Origin of the sequence: Nocardioides sp. (assembly GCF_050246775.1) — a bacterium.
Taxonomy (GTDB): domain Bacteria; phylum Actinomycetota; class Actinomycetes; order Propionibacteriales; family Nocardioidaceae; genus Nocardioides.
On the sequence record NZ_JBFWVK010000007.1, the window covers coordinates 83,620 to 99,884 of the forward strand.

Genomic DNA, 16,265 nt, shown 5'->3' on the forward strand with positions numbered 1-16,265 from the left:
CTGGGTCAGCTCAGAGGAGAGCCCAGAGCAGCAGTCCGAGCAGGGCCAGGCCGGGGAACGTCCCCTGGATCGCGGCCCCCCGGGCCTTGGTGGCGTCGCTGGTGACCAGCACGAGCGCAGCGGCGACCATGCTGCCGCAGCCCAAGAGGATCAAGGCGACCGCCGCCTCGCGGTGTGAGCCGATCAGGGCCACACCGGTCGCGGTGCCGATGGCGAGGAAGAGGTTGTAGAAGCCCTGGTTGTAGGCCAGCGGCTTGGTCGCCGCAGCCTGCTGGGCCGACATCCCGAATGCCTTGAGGGTGCCGGGTCGCTCCCACTGGAGCGACTCCAGCACGAAGATGTAGACGTGGACGAGGGCGGCCAGGGCGGCGAACACCAGGGCGACGGTCAGCATGAGCGGATCCTAGACCCGACTGTTCGCGTCACGTGACTCGGAACACGGTCGAAAAGGGCGTCAGGGTTTGCATCCGTCCCCACCGATCCTGAACGGTGGAAGCGATGTCCGGGCGTGATCGAACCCCGGGCAGGGCGCCTCACGCAGCGCGCCAACCCCCGTCCTGGGCGGCCCCGTCAATGGGGTTGCCGTGCGCCCGCGTCCGACTCCGGAAGGCGACAACCCGTGCCCCTGCCCCTCCTGTCCGATCCAGACCCGACCACTGCCCCCTCCTCCAACGGGCGAGTGGGGACCGCCGCCGACGTCCTCGTCGCCCGACCCCGGTTCCCACGGCCACTGAGCCGCGAGATCGTCGCCGTCCTGGACCCCGTGTGGGCCGTACCCGGCGCCGACGTCACGGCATCGGTGCGCGCACCGGCCGAGGTCATCGTCGAAGCGGCCACGCTCCTGACCAGGTTCCTGCAACCCGGCGAGGTGGTCGCCGGAACCCCCGACGGCCGGCTCACCCTGCGACTGCGTCGTGAGGACCGGGCCGCGCGCCCGGTGCGCCTGCAGGAGATGGCCTACCACGCCATCGAGGTCTTCGACTCCCTGGGACAGCACGGCAGCGTCATCGATCTCGGTGTGGGCTGGGCCCCGGTGACCCGCAAGCAGTACCCCGAGCAGGCCGAGCGGTACGCCGCGACCGCCGCACGCGAGTCGGTGCTCCAGCGCGACCTGCAGCCGCGGCAACGCGGCATCCACCTGCGCAACCGGCAACCCCGGATCGACGTATGGAGCGCCGGCAACCAGATCCTTGCCGCGACCCTCGGCAGCATCCTCCTGCCGTTCCTCGCCCTGGTCGGTCTCTACACCGTCGGACTCGACGTCTCCGACATCGTCTACTGGGCGCTCGTCGGCGCGTTGAGCCTGACCGCGCTGACGATCTGGGCCGAATGCACCCACGCCTTCGAGCCCCCGATCCTGCCCGAGGTGCCGGATCGGCCGGCACCGAAGGCAACCGCCGTGATCGCGGCCTACCTCCCCAACGAGGCCGACACGATCCTGGAGACCGTCGCGATCTTCCTCAGCCAACACTACGCCGGCGGGCTGCAGGTCGTGCTCGCCTACAACACCCCGGTGCACCTGCCCGTGGAGGACGAGTTGGCCCTGCTGGCCTCGCAGCACGAGGCCCTGACCCTGGTCAAGGTGCACGACAGCACCTCCAAGGCACAGAACGTCAACGCCGCCCTGCGCGTCGCGCAGGGCGAGTTCGTCGGCATCTTCGACGCCGACCACCACCCGATGCCCGGCGCGTTCGACCGCGCCTGGCGCTGGATCGCCGACGGCGTCGACATCGTCCAGGGCCATTGCGTGATCCGCAACGGCGACGACTCGGCGCTGGCCAAGCTGGTCGCGGTCGAGTTCGAGCAGATCTACGCGGTTGCCCACCCCGGGAGGGCCTCCCTGCACGGCTTCGGCATCTTCGGGGGCTCGAACGGCTACTGGCGGATGTCTGCCCTGGAGAAGATCCGGCTGCGCGGCTCCTACCTCACCGAGGACATCGAAGCCTCGATGCGCGTGCTGGCCGCCGGCGGCCGGATCGTCAACGACCCGGGTCTCATCAGCCGCGAACTTGCCCCCGAGACTGCCGGTGCACTGTGGAAGCAGCGGATGCGCTGGGCCCAGGGCTGGTTCCAGGTGTCGGTGCGACACCTGTGGCCGATCCTGCGTTCCCCCGCACTCAGCCTGCGACAGAAGACCGGCGCGGCGTACCTGCTCGGCTGGCGCGAGCTCTATCCGTGGATCTCGCTGATGGCCTGGCCGCTGCTCGGCTTCCTGGCCTGGCGCGACGGTGGGCTCGACTTCTCCTCCCCGATCTTCCTGGTCGTGACCTTGTTCGTGGCCGCCTCCGGACCGATGCAGACGCTGGCCGCCTGGCGGTTGGCGGCACCCGAGATCAAGGCGCACCCGTGGTGGTTCGTCGCGGCCGGTCTGGCCAACCTCCTGGCCTACAACGAGCTGAAGAACCTCGTGAACCGCATCGCCCACCTCAAGCAGCTGCGCGGTGAGCACCAGTGGGTCGTGACGCCACGCACGGCCCCGAGCTCGACGTCGAGCCTCGCCCCCTCGGGGGTGGTCCGATGACGACGCGCACGAACACTCACGCCGGCCCGTCGTACCCGTTGACCTGGCTGCGCGGACTGGCAGCCCTGATCGTCCTGACGTTCCACGCCTACCAGCACAACCGCACCGGGCCGGAGAGTGCCTGGCCGTGGTCGGGCGTGGCCCACCAGGTGATGGTGGGCTCCGAGCTCTTCGTCGACATGTTCTTCGTGCTCTCCGGGTTCGTGCTGTTCCTGCCTGTCGCCAGGGCGACCCTGGCCGGCAGCACCGGCCGCCCCGGCTGGGTGTTGCTGTTGCGACGGATGGCACGTCTGGTGCCGCTCTACTACGCGATCATCATCGTGGTCTGGGCGCTGACCAATCCCTCGCTGCCCGGTCACTGGCAGGACCTGCTGCTGCACCTGAGCTTCACCCACGTCTACTCCGACCAGTACATCTTCTGGGACGCCGGACCCGCCTGGTCGCTGGCGGTGGAGTTCCACTTCTACGTCCTCATGGCCCTGTCGGTGCCCCTCGTCCATGCAGCCGTACGCCGGACGAGGACCCGCAGCAGCCGCATGGTCGTGGCGCTCGCCCTCCCGGTGTCGCTGGTGGCCCTCGGCGTCGGCTACCTGCTGTGGGCGACGGTGTTCACGCACCCCGAGCCCACCAACTGGTCGGTCTGGTTCTCGCCGATGGCGAAGGCGGCCGACTTCGGGATCGGGATGGGGCTGGCGGTGCTCAGCGCCTCCGGCGTTCGCCTGGCCCGCACCCCGCGGCTGGCCGCCGGACTGCTCGGGGTGGGTGCGCTGGTCGCACTCGTCCTCAACCGCCCCGAGACACCGCTCGGTGCGTGGTGGAGTCCGGCGTACGCGCTGGCCCTGGCGATCGCGCTGTCGGGGATCGTGCTGCACGACGGTCCGTGGCCGGCGGCGTTCAGCTGGCGCCCGCTCGTCTGGGTCGGGGGCCTGGGCTACGGGATCTACCTGATCCACGAGCCCGTGATGCGGCTGCTCGACACCCTCGGCGCGTTGCCGGCCGCTCGGCCCGGCCTGTTCTTCCTGGTCACCGCGCTCCTGGTCGCGATCCTCGCCATAGCCCTTGCCTGGGTGAGCTCGAAGACGGTGGAGTCCGCCGGACTCAAGCTGCTCAGCACGATGGACCGCAACGGCAAGGCGCGTGACTACTACGCACACCTCGAACACGACGACGGCGCCGACCGGCCCACGGTCTCCCGCGAGCCGGCCGGCGCCGGATCGAGCGTCGGCTCTCAGAGGATGTAGAGCATCTCCTGGTACGTCGGCAGCGGCCACAGGTCGTCGGCCACCATGTTCTCCAGGATGTCGGCCGCGGCCCGGATCTCGGCCATGGCCGGCAGCACGTTGTCGCGGACGTAGGTGGCCTGCACCAAGGGGTCCTCGTCATGGTCGACCGAGGTGACCTCGGTGAGCTTGGTCAGGGCCGCCTTCAGGTCGGTGATCGGGACCGAGATGGCCTCGAGTGCCGACAGGTCGGCCTCGACCCCGGCAGCCTTCAGGGCCGCCACGTTCTGCGCGAGCTCGGTCTGGTAGCGCACCGCGGCGGGAAGCACGATCGTGGTGCCCATCTCGCCGGTGAGGTTGGCCTCGACCTGGACGGTCAGCAGGTAGTGCTCCAGGCCGATCTCGTAGCGGCTGTGCATCTCGCGCTCGTTGAACACGCCGTACTTCGAGAACAGCTCGATAGCCTCCGGCGCGATGAGCTCGGGCAGGGCGTCGACGGTGGTCCGCAGGTTCTTCAGTCCGCGTGCCTCCGCCTCGATCTGCCAGTCCTCGGAGTAGCCGTTGCCGTTGAAGACGACGGCACCGTGGTTGGCGATGATCTCGGCCAGGATGTCCTGGACCGCGACGTCGAAGTCGGTCCCGGCCGCCACGGCGGCTTCCAGGTTGGTGGCGATGTAGTCCAGCGCCTCGGCCATGATCGTGTTGATGGTGACCATGGGGCCGGCGACGGTCTGCATGGAGCCCGGGGCCCGGAACTCGAAACGGTTGCCGGTGAAGGCGAACGGGCTGGTCCGGTTGCGGTCACCCGGATCGGTGGGCAGCACCGGGAGGGTGTCGACGCCGATGAGCATCGAGCCCTTCTCCTTGGACCGGGTGGCGCCACCCTTCGCGATCTGGTCGAACACGTCGGCCAGCTGCTCGCCGAGGAAGATCGAGATGATCGCCGGCGGCGCCTCGTTGGCTCCGAGCCGGTGATCGTTGCTGGCCGAGGCCACCGAGGCCCGCAGCAGTCCGCCGTACTTGTGGACCGAGCGGATCACAGCGGCGCAGAAGACGAGGAACTGGGCGTTGTCGTGCGGGGTGTCACCGGGCAGCAGCAGGTTGCCCTCGGTGGAGTTGCCCAACGAGAAGTTCACGTGCTTCCCGGAGCCGTTCACGCCCTCGAAGGGCTTCTCGTGGAAGAGGCACTCCATGCCGTGCTTCTTGGCGATCGTCTTGAAGGTGGTCATCAGCAGCTGCTGGTGGTCGGAGGCGACGTTGGCACGCTCGAACATGGGGGCGATCTCGAACTGGCCGGGGGCGACCTCGTTGTGGCGGGTCTTGGCCGGGATGCCCAGCTTGAACAGCTCACGCTCGGTGTCCATCATGAACCCGAGCACGCGCTCGGGAATGGCGCCGAAGTAGTGGTCGTCGAACTCCTGGCCCTTGGGCGGCTTGGCACCGAAGAGGGTGCGGCCGGCGTTCAACAGGTCCGGACGGGACAGGAAGAAGTGGCTGTCGACCAGGAAGTACTCCTGCTCGGGGCCACAGAAGGACACCACGCGGTCCGGCGTGTGCCCGAACAGCTTGAGGATGCGCTCCGCGTGCTCGGCCATCGACTGCTGCGAGCGCAGCAGGGGCGTCTTGTGGTCGAGGGCCTCACCGGTCATCGACACGAACACGGTGGGGATGCACAGCGTGTTGCCGTTGGGGTTCTCCAGCACGTACGCCGGGCTCATGACGTCCCAGCCGGTGTAGCCGCGGGCCTCGAAGGTGTTGCGCAGCCCACCGTTGGGGAAGCTGGAGGCATCGGGCTCGCCCTGGATGAGGGTCTTGCCGGAGAACGACGCGAACGCCGTACCGTCGCCGACGGGGTCGAGGAAGCTGTCGTGCTTCTCGGCGGTCAGGCCGGTCAGCGGGTAGAAGACGTGTGCGTAGTGGGTGGCGCCCTTCTCCAGGGCCCAGTCCTTCATGGCGGACGCGACGGCATCGGCGACGACCGGGTCCAGCGGGGCGGAGTGCTCGATGGTCGCCAGGACCGACTTGTAGACGGTCTTGGGCAGGCGCTTGGCCATGACGGTCAGGCTGAAGACGTTCTCGCCGAAGATCTCGCCGGGCTCCTCACCCGGGTCGAAGCTCACGGCCGGCGGCACATAGGCCTCGACGTCCTTGATCGCCTGGAGGCGTACGTTGTTTCCACTCACAGTGGGCATCCCTTGAACGAAGCTGCTCGGGGCGGCTGATTTCAGATCTGACTCACTGAAATTAGCGAGCAGGATGCATCGCCGGTGTCGGCCTTGTTTCGCCCGTGTAACAACCTTTGCGATTGCGAATCGAGTTGGTTTCGGCGGGTTCCACCCGAAGATGGTCCCCTGGCCGTAGTAATGGGCAAGGGGGTGAGCGGTGGAGGACTTCGAGGCGTTCGTGCGCGCCCGGTCGGCAGCCCTGCTGCGCACCGCCTACCTGCTCACCGGGGATGCCCACCGGGCCGAGGACGTCGTGCAGGAGACCCTGATCCGGGCCGCCGACCGCTGGAGCCGGATCACCCCCGATCCCGAGCCCTACGTGCGGCGGATCCTCTACACGCGAGCCGTCGACGGGTGGCGTCAGCGCAGGGTCCGCGACGCAGCCGCGGTGCGGCTGCCGGTCCCCCGCGACGCCTCCACCTCACCTGCCGAGACGGTGGCCCCGCGGCTGGTTCTGCGCGAGGCGCTCCTGCGCCTGACCACCCGACAGCGAGCCGTGCTGGTGCTGCGCTACTACGACGACCTCACCGAACAGCAGACCGCCGCCGTGCTCGGCTGCTCGGTCAACACGGTCAAGTCCCAGGCGCGGCACGCGTTGGCGCGGTTGCGAGTCCTGGCCCCGGAGCTGCTCGCGGACCTCGACCCCATGGAGACGACATGACCGTGAGACTCCGCGCCGCGTTCGACGACCTGGCCAACCTTGCCCCCGTCCCCGGTGACCTCGCAGCGCACGCGTGGGCGGCCGGCCGCCGCCGTCGCCGGACCCGGCGGATCGGCATCGGGGCGGTGTGCGTGGGTCTGGTCGCGACGGCTGTCGTCATCGGGCCACGGCTGAGCGACCAGTCCCCGCCGATCGCGAGCGACGGCGCCGGCGGGGTGCACAGCTATCCCCAGCGCATCGGTTCCGCGTCGTGGTCCGACCGGGTGCCTGACACCCCCGGCCCGATCGCGGCGATGGTCACCGACAACAACTTCGGCAACGCTTTCACCATCCTGGTCTCCTCCTCGGGTCGGACGTGGGGGGCGCCGTACGTCTCGGGGACCCTGTCACCGGACGGGACCAGACTGCTGACGCTGCCGCAGAGCGCCGGGTCCGACACCTTGACCGTGCGTGACCTGGTCACCGGCGAGCTCCGCACCTATGGCGAGAGCGGCGCCTCGGACTTCCGCGCCGTCGGCCACACCGGCGTGACCTGGTCGCCGGACGGGGCCTCGGTCCTGGTGAGCGCCCGGTCCCGCGGCGGGAAGGCAGGACCCATGGTGCTCGACCTCGCCAGCGGGCGGGCAACCGTCCTCGACGGAGCCTGGGGCGTCGGCTTTGCCAACGCGACGCAGGTGATCACGTTGCGACGCCCCGGGGGCCGAGATCATGACCTCCCACCAGTCCTCACCACCACAGACCTGCGCACCGGCGCCTCGAGTGATCTGACGCTCGACCTGGACGAGCCGTGGGGGGCGGAGGAGTCCTCCAGCATTGACGCGAGCATCTCCCCCGACGGCAGGTTGCTGCTCCTGCTGGAGGACCCGCGTGATGGTCAGAACGCGACCAGTCTGCGCTTCTTCAGCACCGAGGACGGCACCGAGCTGGACAGCCGATCCGTCGAGGACTGGGACGCCGGGTGTCCCACGGCCTGGATCGGCGACGACCCGGTGGTGCCGCTCAAACGAGAGGGATCGCCTGCTCGCTCGATGCTGGTGACGGCCGAGGGAGCCCGGTCCATCGTCGCGGTGCACCCACGCAACCAGTCGTTCTGCGTGCAGTGGGCTGCGGACGCGTTGGCCGGCGGTCCGCACTGGGCCCTGTTCGGGACCTCGAGCCAGCTGTGGACCTGGTACTGGTGGCAGCTCGGCCTGGTCGTCGCGATCCCGTTGCTCCTGCTGGGCGGCTACCGGTGGCGACGGCGCCGTACGCCACGGCACCGGCCTACGGCGTGAGGGTCCCGCTGAGGCGCGCGTCGAAGGTCAGGTCGGAACGCCCGCCGGTGGCCTGGTGCACCTCGACCGCGATCGTGTTGGTGCCGAGCTGGAGCACCGACGGGTCGATCGAGAAGCGGCGCAGCAGCTCCTCGGCACCAGCGCTGCGGTACGTCGTGGCACGCGTCGCGTTGCCGACGGCTCCCTCAGGCATGTTGTCGCGCGCCACCTCGACACCGTTGACGTAGATGACGGCGCCGTCGTCGGCGGCCAGTTTGAGGGTCAGCGCGGAGGGCAGCGCACCCACCTCGAAGGTGGTACGGAAGTAGGACGTCGGGTACCACTCGTTGACGGCCGGGCCGGAGGTGATCAGCGTGCGCTCGTCACCGTCGCCGTACCCGAAGGACGGGCGACCCGACGACCAGGTGCTGTCGTCGAACGTCGGGCTCTCCCAGCCATCGGGTCGGGCTCCCTGGTCCAGGTAGCGCCACGGCGTGACTCCGCCGACGTACTCGCGGCTGGGCGCGAGGTCGTTGTCGAAGATCGCGAAGCCCTGGGTGGCGACGCCGCTGACGGACTTCACGTTGCCACCGGCCACCACTGCGGTGTCCGACGCGGCGATGGCGTGGATTCCCCAGTAGCCGGTGATCCGGGGGCTGAAGTCGGGGTCGATCGAGCCGTTGTAGGCGTCGGCGGCCAGCAGTTTCACCGTGGTGCGCCCCAGGTATCCCTTGTGGAAGCCGAAGTAGAGCGTGCCGTCGTGGTAGCGGACGGCCTGGACGTCGCCGTCCACCTTCTTGCGGAAGATCCGGTGTCCGGTGGCGGTGTCGTAGGCCGAGGCCCCGTTGATCTCGCCGCCGGTGGCGGCGTAGAGCAGCCGGCCGTCCGGCGAGATGTCCAGTCCCAGGGTGGTGGCCACCGGCCGGAAGAGGGTGTCGCGGACGACGCCGCTGCGGCCGTCGACAGCGGCCACGGCGCGGTGCTCCTCACCGTTGACCTCGTAGAAGGAGCCGGCCAGATAGACCTCGCGGTCGACGGGCGAGGTGACGATCCCGCGCACGGCTCCGTCGGTCCGCGCCCGGAAGCTCTCGTCGAAGGCGCCGTTGGCGGCGTTGATCTTCGCGACGTTGCTGCGCCAGTACTTGTCGTTGACCTTCTCGAAGGAGCCACCCATGTAGAGGGAGTCCTGTCGTAGGGCCAGGGCTCGTACGACGCCGTCGGCTGCGGCCCGGAAGCTGTTGTCCACCCTCCCGGTGGTGCCGTTGAGCTTGATCACGGCGGTGCGGCCCCGGTTTGACTTGCTGCGGCCGACGCAGAACGCGCCGCTGACCCACACCGACGAGCCGTCGGTGACCATGGCCCGCACCCGGCCCGGGGCGCTGGTCTGCCAGTTCACCAGGGGCTTGCCCGAGCTCACCGAGAACGCAGCGAGGTTGTCGCGCCGCAGGGTGGCGCCGGTGGGCGAGACGGCGCGGTCGAAGTCACCGCCGACGATCAGGGTGTCCCCGACGATGACGGTCGCGAACACCGGGCCGTCGACGTGCCAGGCGGTCTCGGCGGTGGCGTCGCCGGCCACCTGCGCGCCCGCGGGTGAGGTCAGGGCGACTGTGGCAGCCAGGCAGCCGGCGGAGAGCAGGGCCAGGAGGCTGGTGCGCTTGAGTTCGGTGGACATGCCCGGAGTCTGGCGGGACTGAAACCGCTTCGTCCGGGGAATCCGTGCAGGGCGGCGCTGCGGTCTGGACCGGCGAGCGGGCAATGGTCCCCCGACCAGGCATTTTCCGACGATTTCTCCACGAGCAGGAGCGGGTGTCCGCTATGCGGTCGCGTCAGCCGGCCTTGATCTCGGACCCGTGGACGGTGAGCGCCAGGATGACGACGACCGAGACGGCCAGCATCGTGACGGACCAGATCGGGTAGGCGGCCACGAACGACAGGTTGATGACCGCGCTCACCATGGCCAGCAGGGTGCCGACCACCCGCGCCCAGACCTGGCCGGCGAGGACGCCCACCCCGGCCAGGAACACCAGGACGCCGAAGATGATGTGGAGCCAGCCCCAGGCGGTGTAGTCGACGTTCACGATCAGGGAACTGGGCAGCACGAGGAAGACCTCGTTCTTCGCGAGCGCCACGATGCCCTCCATGACGTGGAAGGTCCCGAGCAGGATGAGCATCAGGCTCGCGAAGGCGATCCAGCCGACCCAGCCGGACGTGCCACGGGCACCGGCTCTCGGAGTGGTTGATCTGGTTGATGCCTGGTGACTCATGGGACAGTCCCTTCCGGCGTGCATCGACGCTGTTCCAGACTGCCGCAAGATCGGCGCCGTGAACAGGCACAGATCTGACTAGCATGGCCGTGTGACGAGCACCCCACCCCCGGACGCGTCGCGGACCCGGCTCCGCGTGGCCGGAGCAATCGCACTCCTCGTCGCTGTCGCCGTCCTGGGCGGCCTGGTCGGTGGGTTGCTGGCGCGAGGAGACAGGGCAGGCGGCTCCCCCACGGCATCGGTCTGCCGAGCCATCTCGGTGGCCGCCGACGGACTGCCCTCCGTTGTCACGATCAGCGCTCGCAACGGGGCACGGTCCGGCACGGGCTCAGGCGTGATCATCAGCTCCGAGGGCTACATCCTCACCAACAACCACGTCATCTCCTTGGCTGCGGACGGTGGTCGGGTCGCCGTTCGGCTGGACGACGGCAGGGCGTTCGCAACGGTGATCGTCGGCCGCGATCCCGACACCGACCTCGCCGTCCTGAAGACGAAGGACGGCGGCGAGTTGCAGCCGATCCGACTGGCCACCTCGACCGGTGTGCAGGTGGGCCAGCCCGTGGTGGCCCTCGGCGCGCCCCAGGGCCTGGCGAGCACCGTCACCTCCGGCATCATCAGCGCGCTCGATCGCAACCTGCCGATCCCCGGGGACGAGGACAACGAGTCCGCGCAGCTGGTCGGCGCCATCCAGACCGATGCGTCGATCAACCCGGGCAACAGCGGCGGCGCGCTGGTGGACTGCTCCGCACGCCTGATCGGCATCAACACCGCCATCATCACGGTGGCCAACGCGGCGGGAGTCTCCGGCGGCGGAAGTGTGGGCCTCGGATTCGCCATCCCCGTCGACCTCGCGATGCGGCTGGCCGACGAGATCATCGCCACCGGACGCGTCACCCACCCGACGTTCGGGCTGGAGACCCAGGCCCAGTCACCAGGCCCCGGGCTCCTCGTCACGGCCGTGGCGCCCGGCGGGCCAGGCGCCCGGGCGGGGCTTCGCGCCGGCGACACGATCACGGCGCTCGACGGAGTCGCGGTCACCAGTCCGGATGCCTTGGTCGTCGCCACTCTCACCCGCAGCGCAGGTGACCTGGTCGAGGTGAGCTACCGCCGCGGGACGGGACCCATCGCGAAGCTCGACGTCGTCCTCGAGGCCCAGCCCTAGGTCGTCGAGGTACGCCGCGCCGCTTCGCGGTGATACCCCCTGGGGGTATGTTGGAGTCATGGACACCCAGCACGGCCACGACACCGACGCGGAGCGACTGCTCGCGAAGGACCCCGTCTGCGGGATGGACGTGGACCGGTCGACGACGCCGCACCGGGCTGAGCACGCGGGAGCGACGTACCACTTCTGCTCCGGGCATTGCCAGGCGCGGTTCAGCGCGGACCCGGACGCGTTCCTCGTCGCGCCGGAGGCCGGGCCGGCTCGGACGGCCCCCTCGCAGAGCACCGCCGACTACACCTGCCCGATGCACCCGGAGATCCGTCAACTGGGGCCAGGCTCCTGCCCGATCTGCGGGATGGCTCTCGAACCGGTCGTGGCCACGGCGGACTCGGGTCCGAGTGCCGAGTTGACCGACATGACCCGGCGGTTCTGGATCGCGACGGCATTGGCGGTCCCGGTGGTCGTCCTCGAGATGGGGGCACACCTCGTCCCTGCACTGGACGATGTCGTCTCCCCGCGGGCCTCCACCTGGTTCCAGCTCGTCCTGGCCACTCCCGTCGTGCTGTGGGCAGGCTTCCCGTTCTTCGCTCGCGGTTGGGCCTCGATCCGGACCCGGCAGCTGAACATGTTCACCCTCATCGCGATCGGCACCGGAGTGGCGTGGCTCTACAGTCTGGTCGCGACCCTCGCCCCCGGGTCCTTCCCGGACGCGTTTCGGGGCATGGGTGGCACGGTCGACGTCTACTTCGAGGCCGCGGCCGTCATCACCGTCCTGGTCCTGCTCGGCCAGGTCCTGGAACTGAGGGCTCGCGAGCAGACCTCCGGAGCGATCAGGGCCCTGCTCGACCTCACTCCGAAGCTGGCTCAGCGGATCACCGCGGACGGCGGCGAGGAGGAGGTCAGCCTGGACCTGGTGCAGATCGGGGACCGGGTGCGCGTTCGCCCGGGAGAGAAGGTCCCGGTCGATGGCATTGTCGAGGACGGTCGTTCCGCCCTGGACGAGTCGTTGGTCACCGGCGAGTCGATGCCCGTCACCAAGAACCCCGGTGATCGCGTCATCGGCGGCACCGTGAACCAGACGGGCTCACTGGTGGTCCGTGCGGACCGGATCGGTCACGACACGATGTTGGCGCGCATCGTGTCGATGGTCGCGCAGGCGCAGCGATCCCGCGCACCCATCCAACGGATGGCGGACCGGGTCGCGGCCTGGTTCGTGCCCACGGTGCTGGGGGTGTCCCTCATCGCGTTCATCGTGTGGGCTGCCGTAGGCCCCGAGCCGCGGCTGGCACATGCCCTCATCGCGGCCGTGTCGGTGCTGATCATCGCCTGTCCCTGCGCCCTCGGGCTGGCCACCCCGATGTCGATCATGGTGGGGGTCGGCCGGGGCGCCGGCCTGGGCGTCCTGATCAAGAACGCCGAGGCCCTGGAGGTCATGGAGAAGGTCGACACCCTGGTCGTCGACAAGACCGGCACCTTGACCGAAGGACGCCCCCGCGTCACCCAGATCGTGACGCAGGCGGGTGTCGAGTCCGACGATCTGCTCCGACTCGCGGCCGGTGTCGAGCGCGCCTCCGAGCACCCGCTCGGCAAGGCCGTCGTGGCCGCGGCCACCGCCGCAGGGGTGAGCATCCCGACGGTCACCGACTTCGACGCCCCGACCGGCAAGGGCGTCCGCGGCACCATCGAGGGCCACGCCGTCGTACTCGGCAGCGCATCTCACCTGCGCAGCCACGGGATCGACGTGGACCCGCTGTCGGCCACGGCCGACGAGCTTCGCACCGACGGGGCGACCGTCATCTTCGTCGGCGTCGACGCGAAGCTCGCCGGGGCGTTCGCGGTCGCCGACCCCGTCCGGGCGACCACCGCCGATGCCCTCGCGGCGCTGCGGGCCGACGGGATCGACGTGGTGATGCTGACGGGCGACAACCGCGTCACCGCCGAGGCGATCGCCCGCCGCCTGGGCATCGAACGGGTCGAGGCAGAGGTCCTGCCCGACCACAAGAGCGACGTGGTCACCCGGCTGCGCCAGGCAGGGCGCACGGTCGCCATGGCCGGCGACGGTGTCAACGACGCACCCGCCCTGGCTGCCGCCGACGTCGGACTCGCGATGAGCTCGGGGACCGACGTGGCGATGGAGAGTGCCGGCGTCACCCTGCTGAGGGGCGACCTCACCGGCATCGTGCACACCCGTCAGCTCTCCCGGGCGACCATGTCGAACATCCGGCAGAACCTCGTGTTCGCGTTCGTCTACAACGTCGCCGGCGTGCCGATCGCAGCGGGCATCCTCTACCCGGCCTTCGGATGGTTGCTCTCCCCCGTCATCGCCGCGGCCGCCATGTCCCTGTCGTCGGTCAGCGTGATCACCAACGCGCTTCGACTGCGCACCCATCATCTGGGCTGAGAGCGCCGACACCGCACGACAACCCGCGAAGTGGGTACGGCACACCCATGACAACAACCGATTCCGGCAATCAGGAGAAGCTCGTCGAGCTGATGGAGGACATGCCGATCGGCATGCTCACCACCTTCGGCGGCAGCGGGGTGCGCAGTGTGCCCATGGCCCGCCAGGAGGTCGAGGCCAGCGCCGAGCTGTGGTTCATCACCGCGCGCGACACCCAGCACGTCGCCGACATCCAGGGTGACGCTCGGGTGGCGCTGACCTTCTCCTCACGCAGCTCCTGGGTCGCCCTCACCGGGCGGGCCGAGGTCGTGGACGACCTGGTGAAGCTGAAGGAGCTCTGGAACACCTTCGCCGAGGCGTGGCTGCCCGGTGGCCCCGAAGACCCCAACGCGGTGCTGGTCAGGGTCGATGTGGAACAGGCTGAGTACTGGGACACCCCGGGCGGGCGCATCGCCTCCCTCGTGAGCTTCGCCAAGACCAAGCTCACCGGCGACACCTACGACGCCGACCACGGCGTCGTGGAGCCCTGAGTGTCCGGCATGGACACTCCCGCTCAGGAGCACCAGCGGCCGCCGGGGGTCGACGACGCCACGGTCGAAGCTGTCGGCATGCTCACGAAGGCACTCGAGGCCACGGAGGCCGCACGCGGCCACCTCTACCAGTTCCACCGGCTCACCGGCACCGGAGACGCGCAGCTGCGCGACTCCGTGCGGATGCTGCGCGGGGCCGGGCATGACGAGCTCGCCGACGTGCTCGAGCATCAACTGGTGGGCCGCAACGTGCTGGAAGGCCGCTGGACCTTCCAGATCATCGAGGAGTACGACGACACCTACTACGAGCTGTTCAAGGCCTTCGAGCGCCAGGTGCGCGACGATCTCGTGCTCGGGCGGCGACACCTGCGCGAAGCCGAGATGAAGGAGCGCAACCGCAGCCATGGCGACCCGCGCCACACTGCCGTGCCGCCCGAGAAGGCCAACGGTCACTAGGCTGACGAGCGGCAGGACCCGCTCGAACGTGCCGGTGTCAGGGGGTTGTGGTGGGCAGCGAGGAGACACGACGCATGCGGGCGGCCCGCGCCGGCCACCGTTTGGCCATCAGTCTCGAGCGCCGATGGGACGCCGTGCGCCTGGCGCGCCGTGTCGACCGGAGGCCCGAACACTTCCGGATCGACTCCTACGCCGGCCACGGCAACGCCCATGAGGTCGTGCTGCGTGGACGGGTGCTCGATGATCCGGAGCCCACTGAGGCGGTGGACGGAGAGTCTGCGTGGGCCGCGTTCCGCCGTACTGTCGGACGCTTCCTGACCGACGAGTTGCCCGGCGTGCCGCTTCGAGTCCGCGTCGGGCCTGCCGAGGCTGACGTCACCAGCGACTCCGAGGGCTACTTCGAGGCCCGACTGGTGACCCGGGACGAGCCTTTCGTCGGGCCCTGGGCGACCGGAGAGGCCAGCCTGGCGGCGCCGTACCGTGGCCTCGACTCCGCCGAGCCCACGGCGCTGCGGGTGCGGATCTCGGATCAGGGCGCGGCCTTCGGGGTCATCTCCGACATCGACGACACCATTCTGCACACCGGCGCACAGCGCGCCGTGGCCATGATCCGACAGACCCTCGTCGGCTCGGAGCTGACCCGGCTGCCCTTCGTCGGGGCAGCCGAGCTCTACCGGGCTCTGGCAGCGAACCCGCCCGGCAGCCAGAACCCGGTCTTCTATGTGTCCTCGAGCCCGTGGAACCTGCACGGGTTCCTCCATCGTTTCCTGGCTCACCGCGGTTTCCCGCTAGGTCCGCTGCTGCTGCGCGACCTGCTCGGCGACCAGGTGGACCGAAGCCACGGCTCACACAAGTCCGCCCGGATCGACGAGGTGCTGGATCTGCATCCCGGGCTGTCGTTCGTCCTCATCGGCGACTCCGGGCAGCATGACCCGGAGATCTACGCCGACGCGGTGAGACGGCACCCAGGTCGGGTCCTGGCGGTGTACATCCGGGAGGTGCGGCTCGATCCCGGCGACCGCAGGGTGGAGGCCATCACCGACACCTGGGCCCACGACGTGCCCTTCGTCCTGGTCGCCGGCTCCGACTCGTTGGCCCGGCACGCGGCCGGGCTGGGACTGCTCACTGCCGAGGAGGTCGACGCGGTCGAGCGTGCCGTGGCAACCCAGTGATCAGGCACAGTGGGGTCATGGTCGCCGAAACCATTCCGATCCTGAAGAGCGCCGACTTCGACGCCACGACGTCGTTCTGGTCCACCTTCGGCTTCGCCGATCGAGGCCGATGGCCCGACTACCTCGTGCTGAGACACGAAGGTCTCGCCGTCGAGCTGCACTTCTGGCTCGACCCCGCCGCTGACCGGTGGACCAACGATGTCGGCTGCTACGTCCGTTTCTCCGACCCGGAGGAGGCATACGCCTGCCACGCCTCCTGGGCAGCAGCGACGGTGCCTGCACCAGGCGAGCTCAGCCGACCCGAGGTCAAGCCGTGGGGGGCGCTCGAGTTCCATGTCATCGACGTCCACGGCAACCTGGTGCGCATCGGCGGCTTCCCCTCGACGTAGTGGCCGGCCCA

At 69.5% G+C, this 16,265-nt stretch carries 14 protein-coding genes; 10 read left to right on the forward strand and 4 right to left on the reverse strand.

Annotation, left to right across the window (positions count from 1 at the left end; genetic code table 11):
• Positions 1-10: 10 nt before the first annotated feature.
• Positions 11-394 carry a DUF1304 domain-containing protein gene (locus tag AB7I40_RS21825; RefSeq protein WP_428347080.1) on the reverse strand — a complete coding sequence of 128 codons (384 nt, stop codon included), beginning with the start codon at positions 392-394 and terminating at the stop codon, positions 11-13.
• A 225-nt stretch (positions 395-619) separates the two neighbouring features.
• Here AB7I40_RS21825 and AB7I40_RS21830 point away from each other — a divergent pair, with 225 nt between their 5' ends.
• Positions 620-2,521 carry a glycosyltransferase gene (locus AB7I40_RS21830; RefSeq protein ID WP_428347081.1) on the forward strand — a complete coding sequence of 634 codons (1,902 nt, stop codon included), beginning with the start codon at positions 620-622 and terminating at the stop codon, positions 2,519-2,521.
• The gene (locus AB7I40_RS21835; protein ID WP_428347082.1) at positions 2,518-3,762 is read left to right on the forward strand and encodes an acyltransferase family protein; all 1,245 of its coding nucleotides are present in this window, start codon (positions 2,518-2,520) and stop codon (positions 3,760-3,762) included. The genes AB7I40_RS21830 and AB7I40_RS21835 overlap by 4 nt, the downstream gene beginning before the upstream one ends.
• On the opposite strand, the gene AB7I40_RS21840 is transcribed toward AB7I40_RS21835, so the two are convergent.
• A complete protein-coding gene (locus tag AB7I40_RS21840) occupies positions 3,750-5,924 on the reverse strand; it encodes a glutamine synthetase III (RefSeq protein WP_428347083.1) in 2,175 nt (724 codons plus the stop codon). The genes AB7I40_RS21835 and AB7I40_RS21840 overlap by 13 nt on opposite strands.
• A 199-nt stretch (positions 5,925-6,123) precedes the next feature.
• Here AB7I40_RS21840 and AB7I40_RS21845 point away from each other — a divergent pair, with 199 nt between their 5' ends.
• Together AB7I40_RS21845 and AB7I40_RS21850 are read left to right on the forward strand one after the other, a co-directional pair.
• A complete protein-coding gene (locus tag AB7I40_RS21845) occupies positions 6,124-6,627 on the forward strand; it encodes a SigE family RNA polymerase sigma factor (protein ID WP_428347084.1) in 504 nt (167 codons plus the stop codon).
• Complete coding sequence (locus tag AB7I40_RS21850; RefSeq protein WP_428347085.1) at positions 6,624-7,901, forward strand: hypothetical protein; 1,278 nt, start codon at positions 6,624-6,626, stop codon at positions 7,899-7,901. Before AB7I40_RS21845 ends, AB7I40_RS21850 begins: the two co-directional genes overlap by 4 nt.
• Here the strand turns inward: AB7I40_RS21850 and AB7I40_RS21855 are convergent.
• Positions 7,891-9,552 (reverse strand): hypothetical protein, encoded by a 1,662-nt coding sequence (locus AB7I40_RS21855; protein WP_428347086.1) that lies wholly within the window; start codon positions 9,550-9,552, stop codon positions 7,891-7,893. The two genes, AB7I40_RS21850 and AB7I40_RS21855, sit on opposite strands and share 11 nt — an antisense overlap.
• Before the next feature lie 154 nt (positions 9,553-9,706).
• Positions 9,707-10,144, reverse strand: a complete 438-nt coding sequence (locus AB7I40_RS21860) for a DUF7144 family membrane protein (protein WP_428347087.1) — start codon at positions 10,142-10,144, stop codon at positions 9,707-9,709.
• A gap of 91 nt (positions 10,145-10,235) precedes the next feature.
• Between AB7I40_RS21860 and AB7I40_RS21865 the strand changes: the two genes are divergently transcribed.
• Genes AB7I40_RS21865 through AB7I40_RS21890 form a run of 6 tightly spaced genes read left to right on the forward strand, consistent with a single transcriptional unit; the run spans position 10,236 to position 16,254 of the window.
• Positions 10,236-11,306 (forward strand): S1C family serine protease, encoded by a 1,071-nt coding sequence (locus tag AB7I40_RS21865; RefSeq protein ID WP_428347088.1) that lies wholly within the window; start codon positions 10,236-10,238, stop codon positions 11,304-11,306.
• A gap of 58 nt (positions 11,307-11,364) precedes the next feature.
• Positions 11,365-13,707: a heavy metal translocating P-type ATPase gene (locus AB7I40_RS21870; protein WP_428347089.1), complete on the forward strand. Its 2,343-nt coding sequence runs from the start codon at positions 11,365-11,367 to the stop codon at positions 13,705-13,707.
• Positions 13,708-13,754: 47 nt separating this feature from the next.
• Positions 13,755-14,237 (forward strand): pyridoxamine 5'-phosphate oxidase family protein, encoded by a 483-nt coding sequence (locus AB7I40_RS21875; protein ID WP_428347090.1) that lies wholly within the window; start codon positions 13,755-13,757, stop codon positions 14,235-14,237.
• Positions 14,238-14,246: 9 nt separating this feature from the next.
• Complete coding sequence (locus AB7I40_RS21880; protein WP_428347091.1) at positions 14,247-14,693, forward strand: hypothetical protein; 447 nt, start codon at positions 14,247-14,249, stop codon at positions 14,691-14,693.
• 50 nt (positions 14,694-14,743) lie between these two features.
• Positions 14,744-15,865, forward strand: coding sequence for an App1 family protein (locus tag AB7I40_RS21885; RefSeq protein ID WP_428347092.1), 1,122 nt, complete (start codon positions 14,744-14,746; stop codon positions 15,863-15,865).
• A 17-nt stretch (positions 15,866-15,882) separates the two neighbouring features.
• Entirely contained in the window at positions 15,883-16,254 is a 372-nt protein-coding gene (locus tag AB7I40_RS21890) for a bleomycin resistance protein (RefSeq protein ID WP_428347093.1), read from the forward strand.
• Positions 16,255-16,265 lie beyond the last annotated feature (11 nt).

Excerpts from the sequence above, each read along its gene's own strand:
- AB7I40_RS21825 (WP_428347080.1), bottom strand. The coding sequence starts at position 394 with ATGCTGACCGTCGCCCTGGTGTTCGCCGCCCTGGCCGCCCTCGTCCAC.
- AB7I40_RS21850 (WP_428347085.1), top strand. The coding sequence starts at position 6,624 with ATGACCGTGAGACTCCGCGCCGCGTTCGACGACCTGGCCAACCTTGCC.
- AB7I40_RS21870 (WP_428347089.1), top strand. The coding sequence starts at position 11,365 with ATGGACACCCAGCACGGCCACGACACCGACGCGGAGCGACTGCTCGCG.
- AB7I40_RS21880 (WP_428347091.1), top strand. The coding sequence starts at position 14,247 with ATGGACACTCCCGCTCAGGAGCACCAGCGGCCGCCGGGGGTCGACGAC.
- AB7I40_RS21835 (WP_428347082.1), top strand. The coding sequence starts at position 2,518 with ATGACGACGCGCACGAACACTCACGCCGGCCCGTCGTACCCGTTGACC.
- AB7I40_RS21875 (WP_428347090.1), top strand. The coding sequence starts at position 13,755 with ATGACAACAACCGATTCCGGCAATCAGGAGAAGCTCGTCGAGCTGATG.
- AB7I40_RS21890 (WP_428347093.1), top strand. The coding sequence starts at position 15,883 with ATGGTCGCCGAAACCATTCCGATCCTGAAGAGCGCCGACTTCGACGCC.
- AB7I40_RS21860 (WP_428347087.1), bottom strand. The coding sequence starts at position 10,144 with ATGAGTCACCAGGCATCAACCAGATCAACCACTCCGAGAGCCGGTGCC.
- AB7I40_RS21855 (WP_428347086.1), bottom strand. The coding sequence starts at position 9,552 with ATGTCCACCGAACTCAAGCGCACCAGCCTCCTGGCCCTGCTCTCCGCC.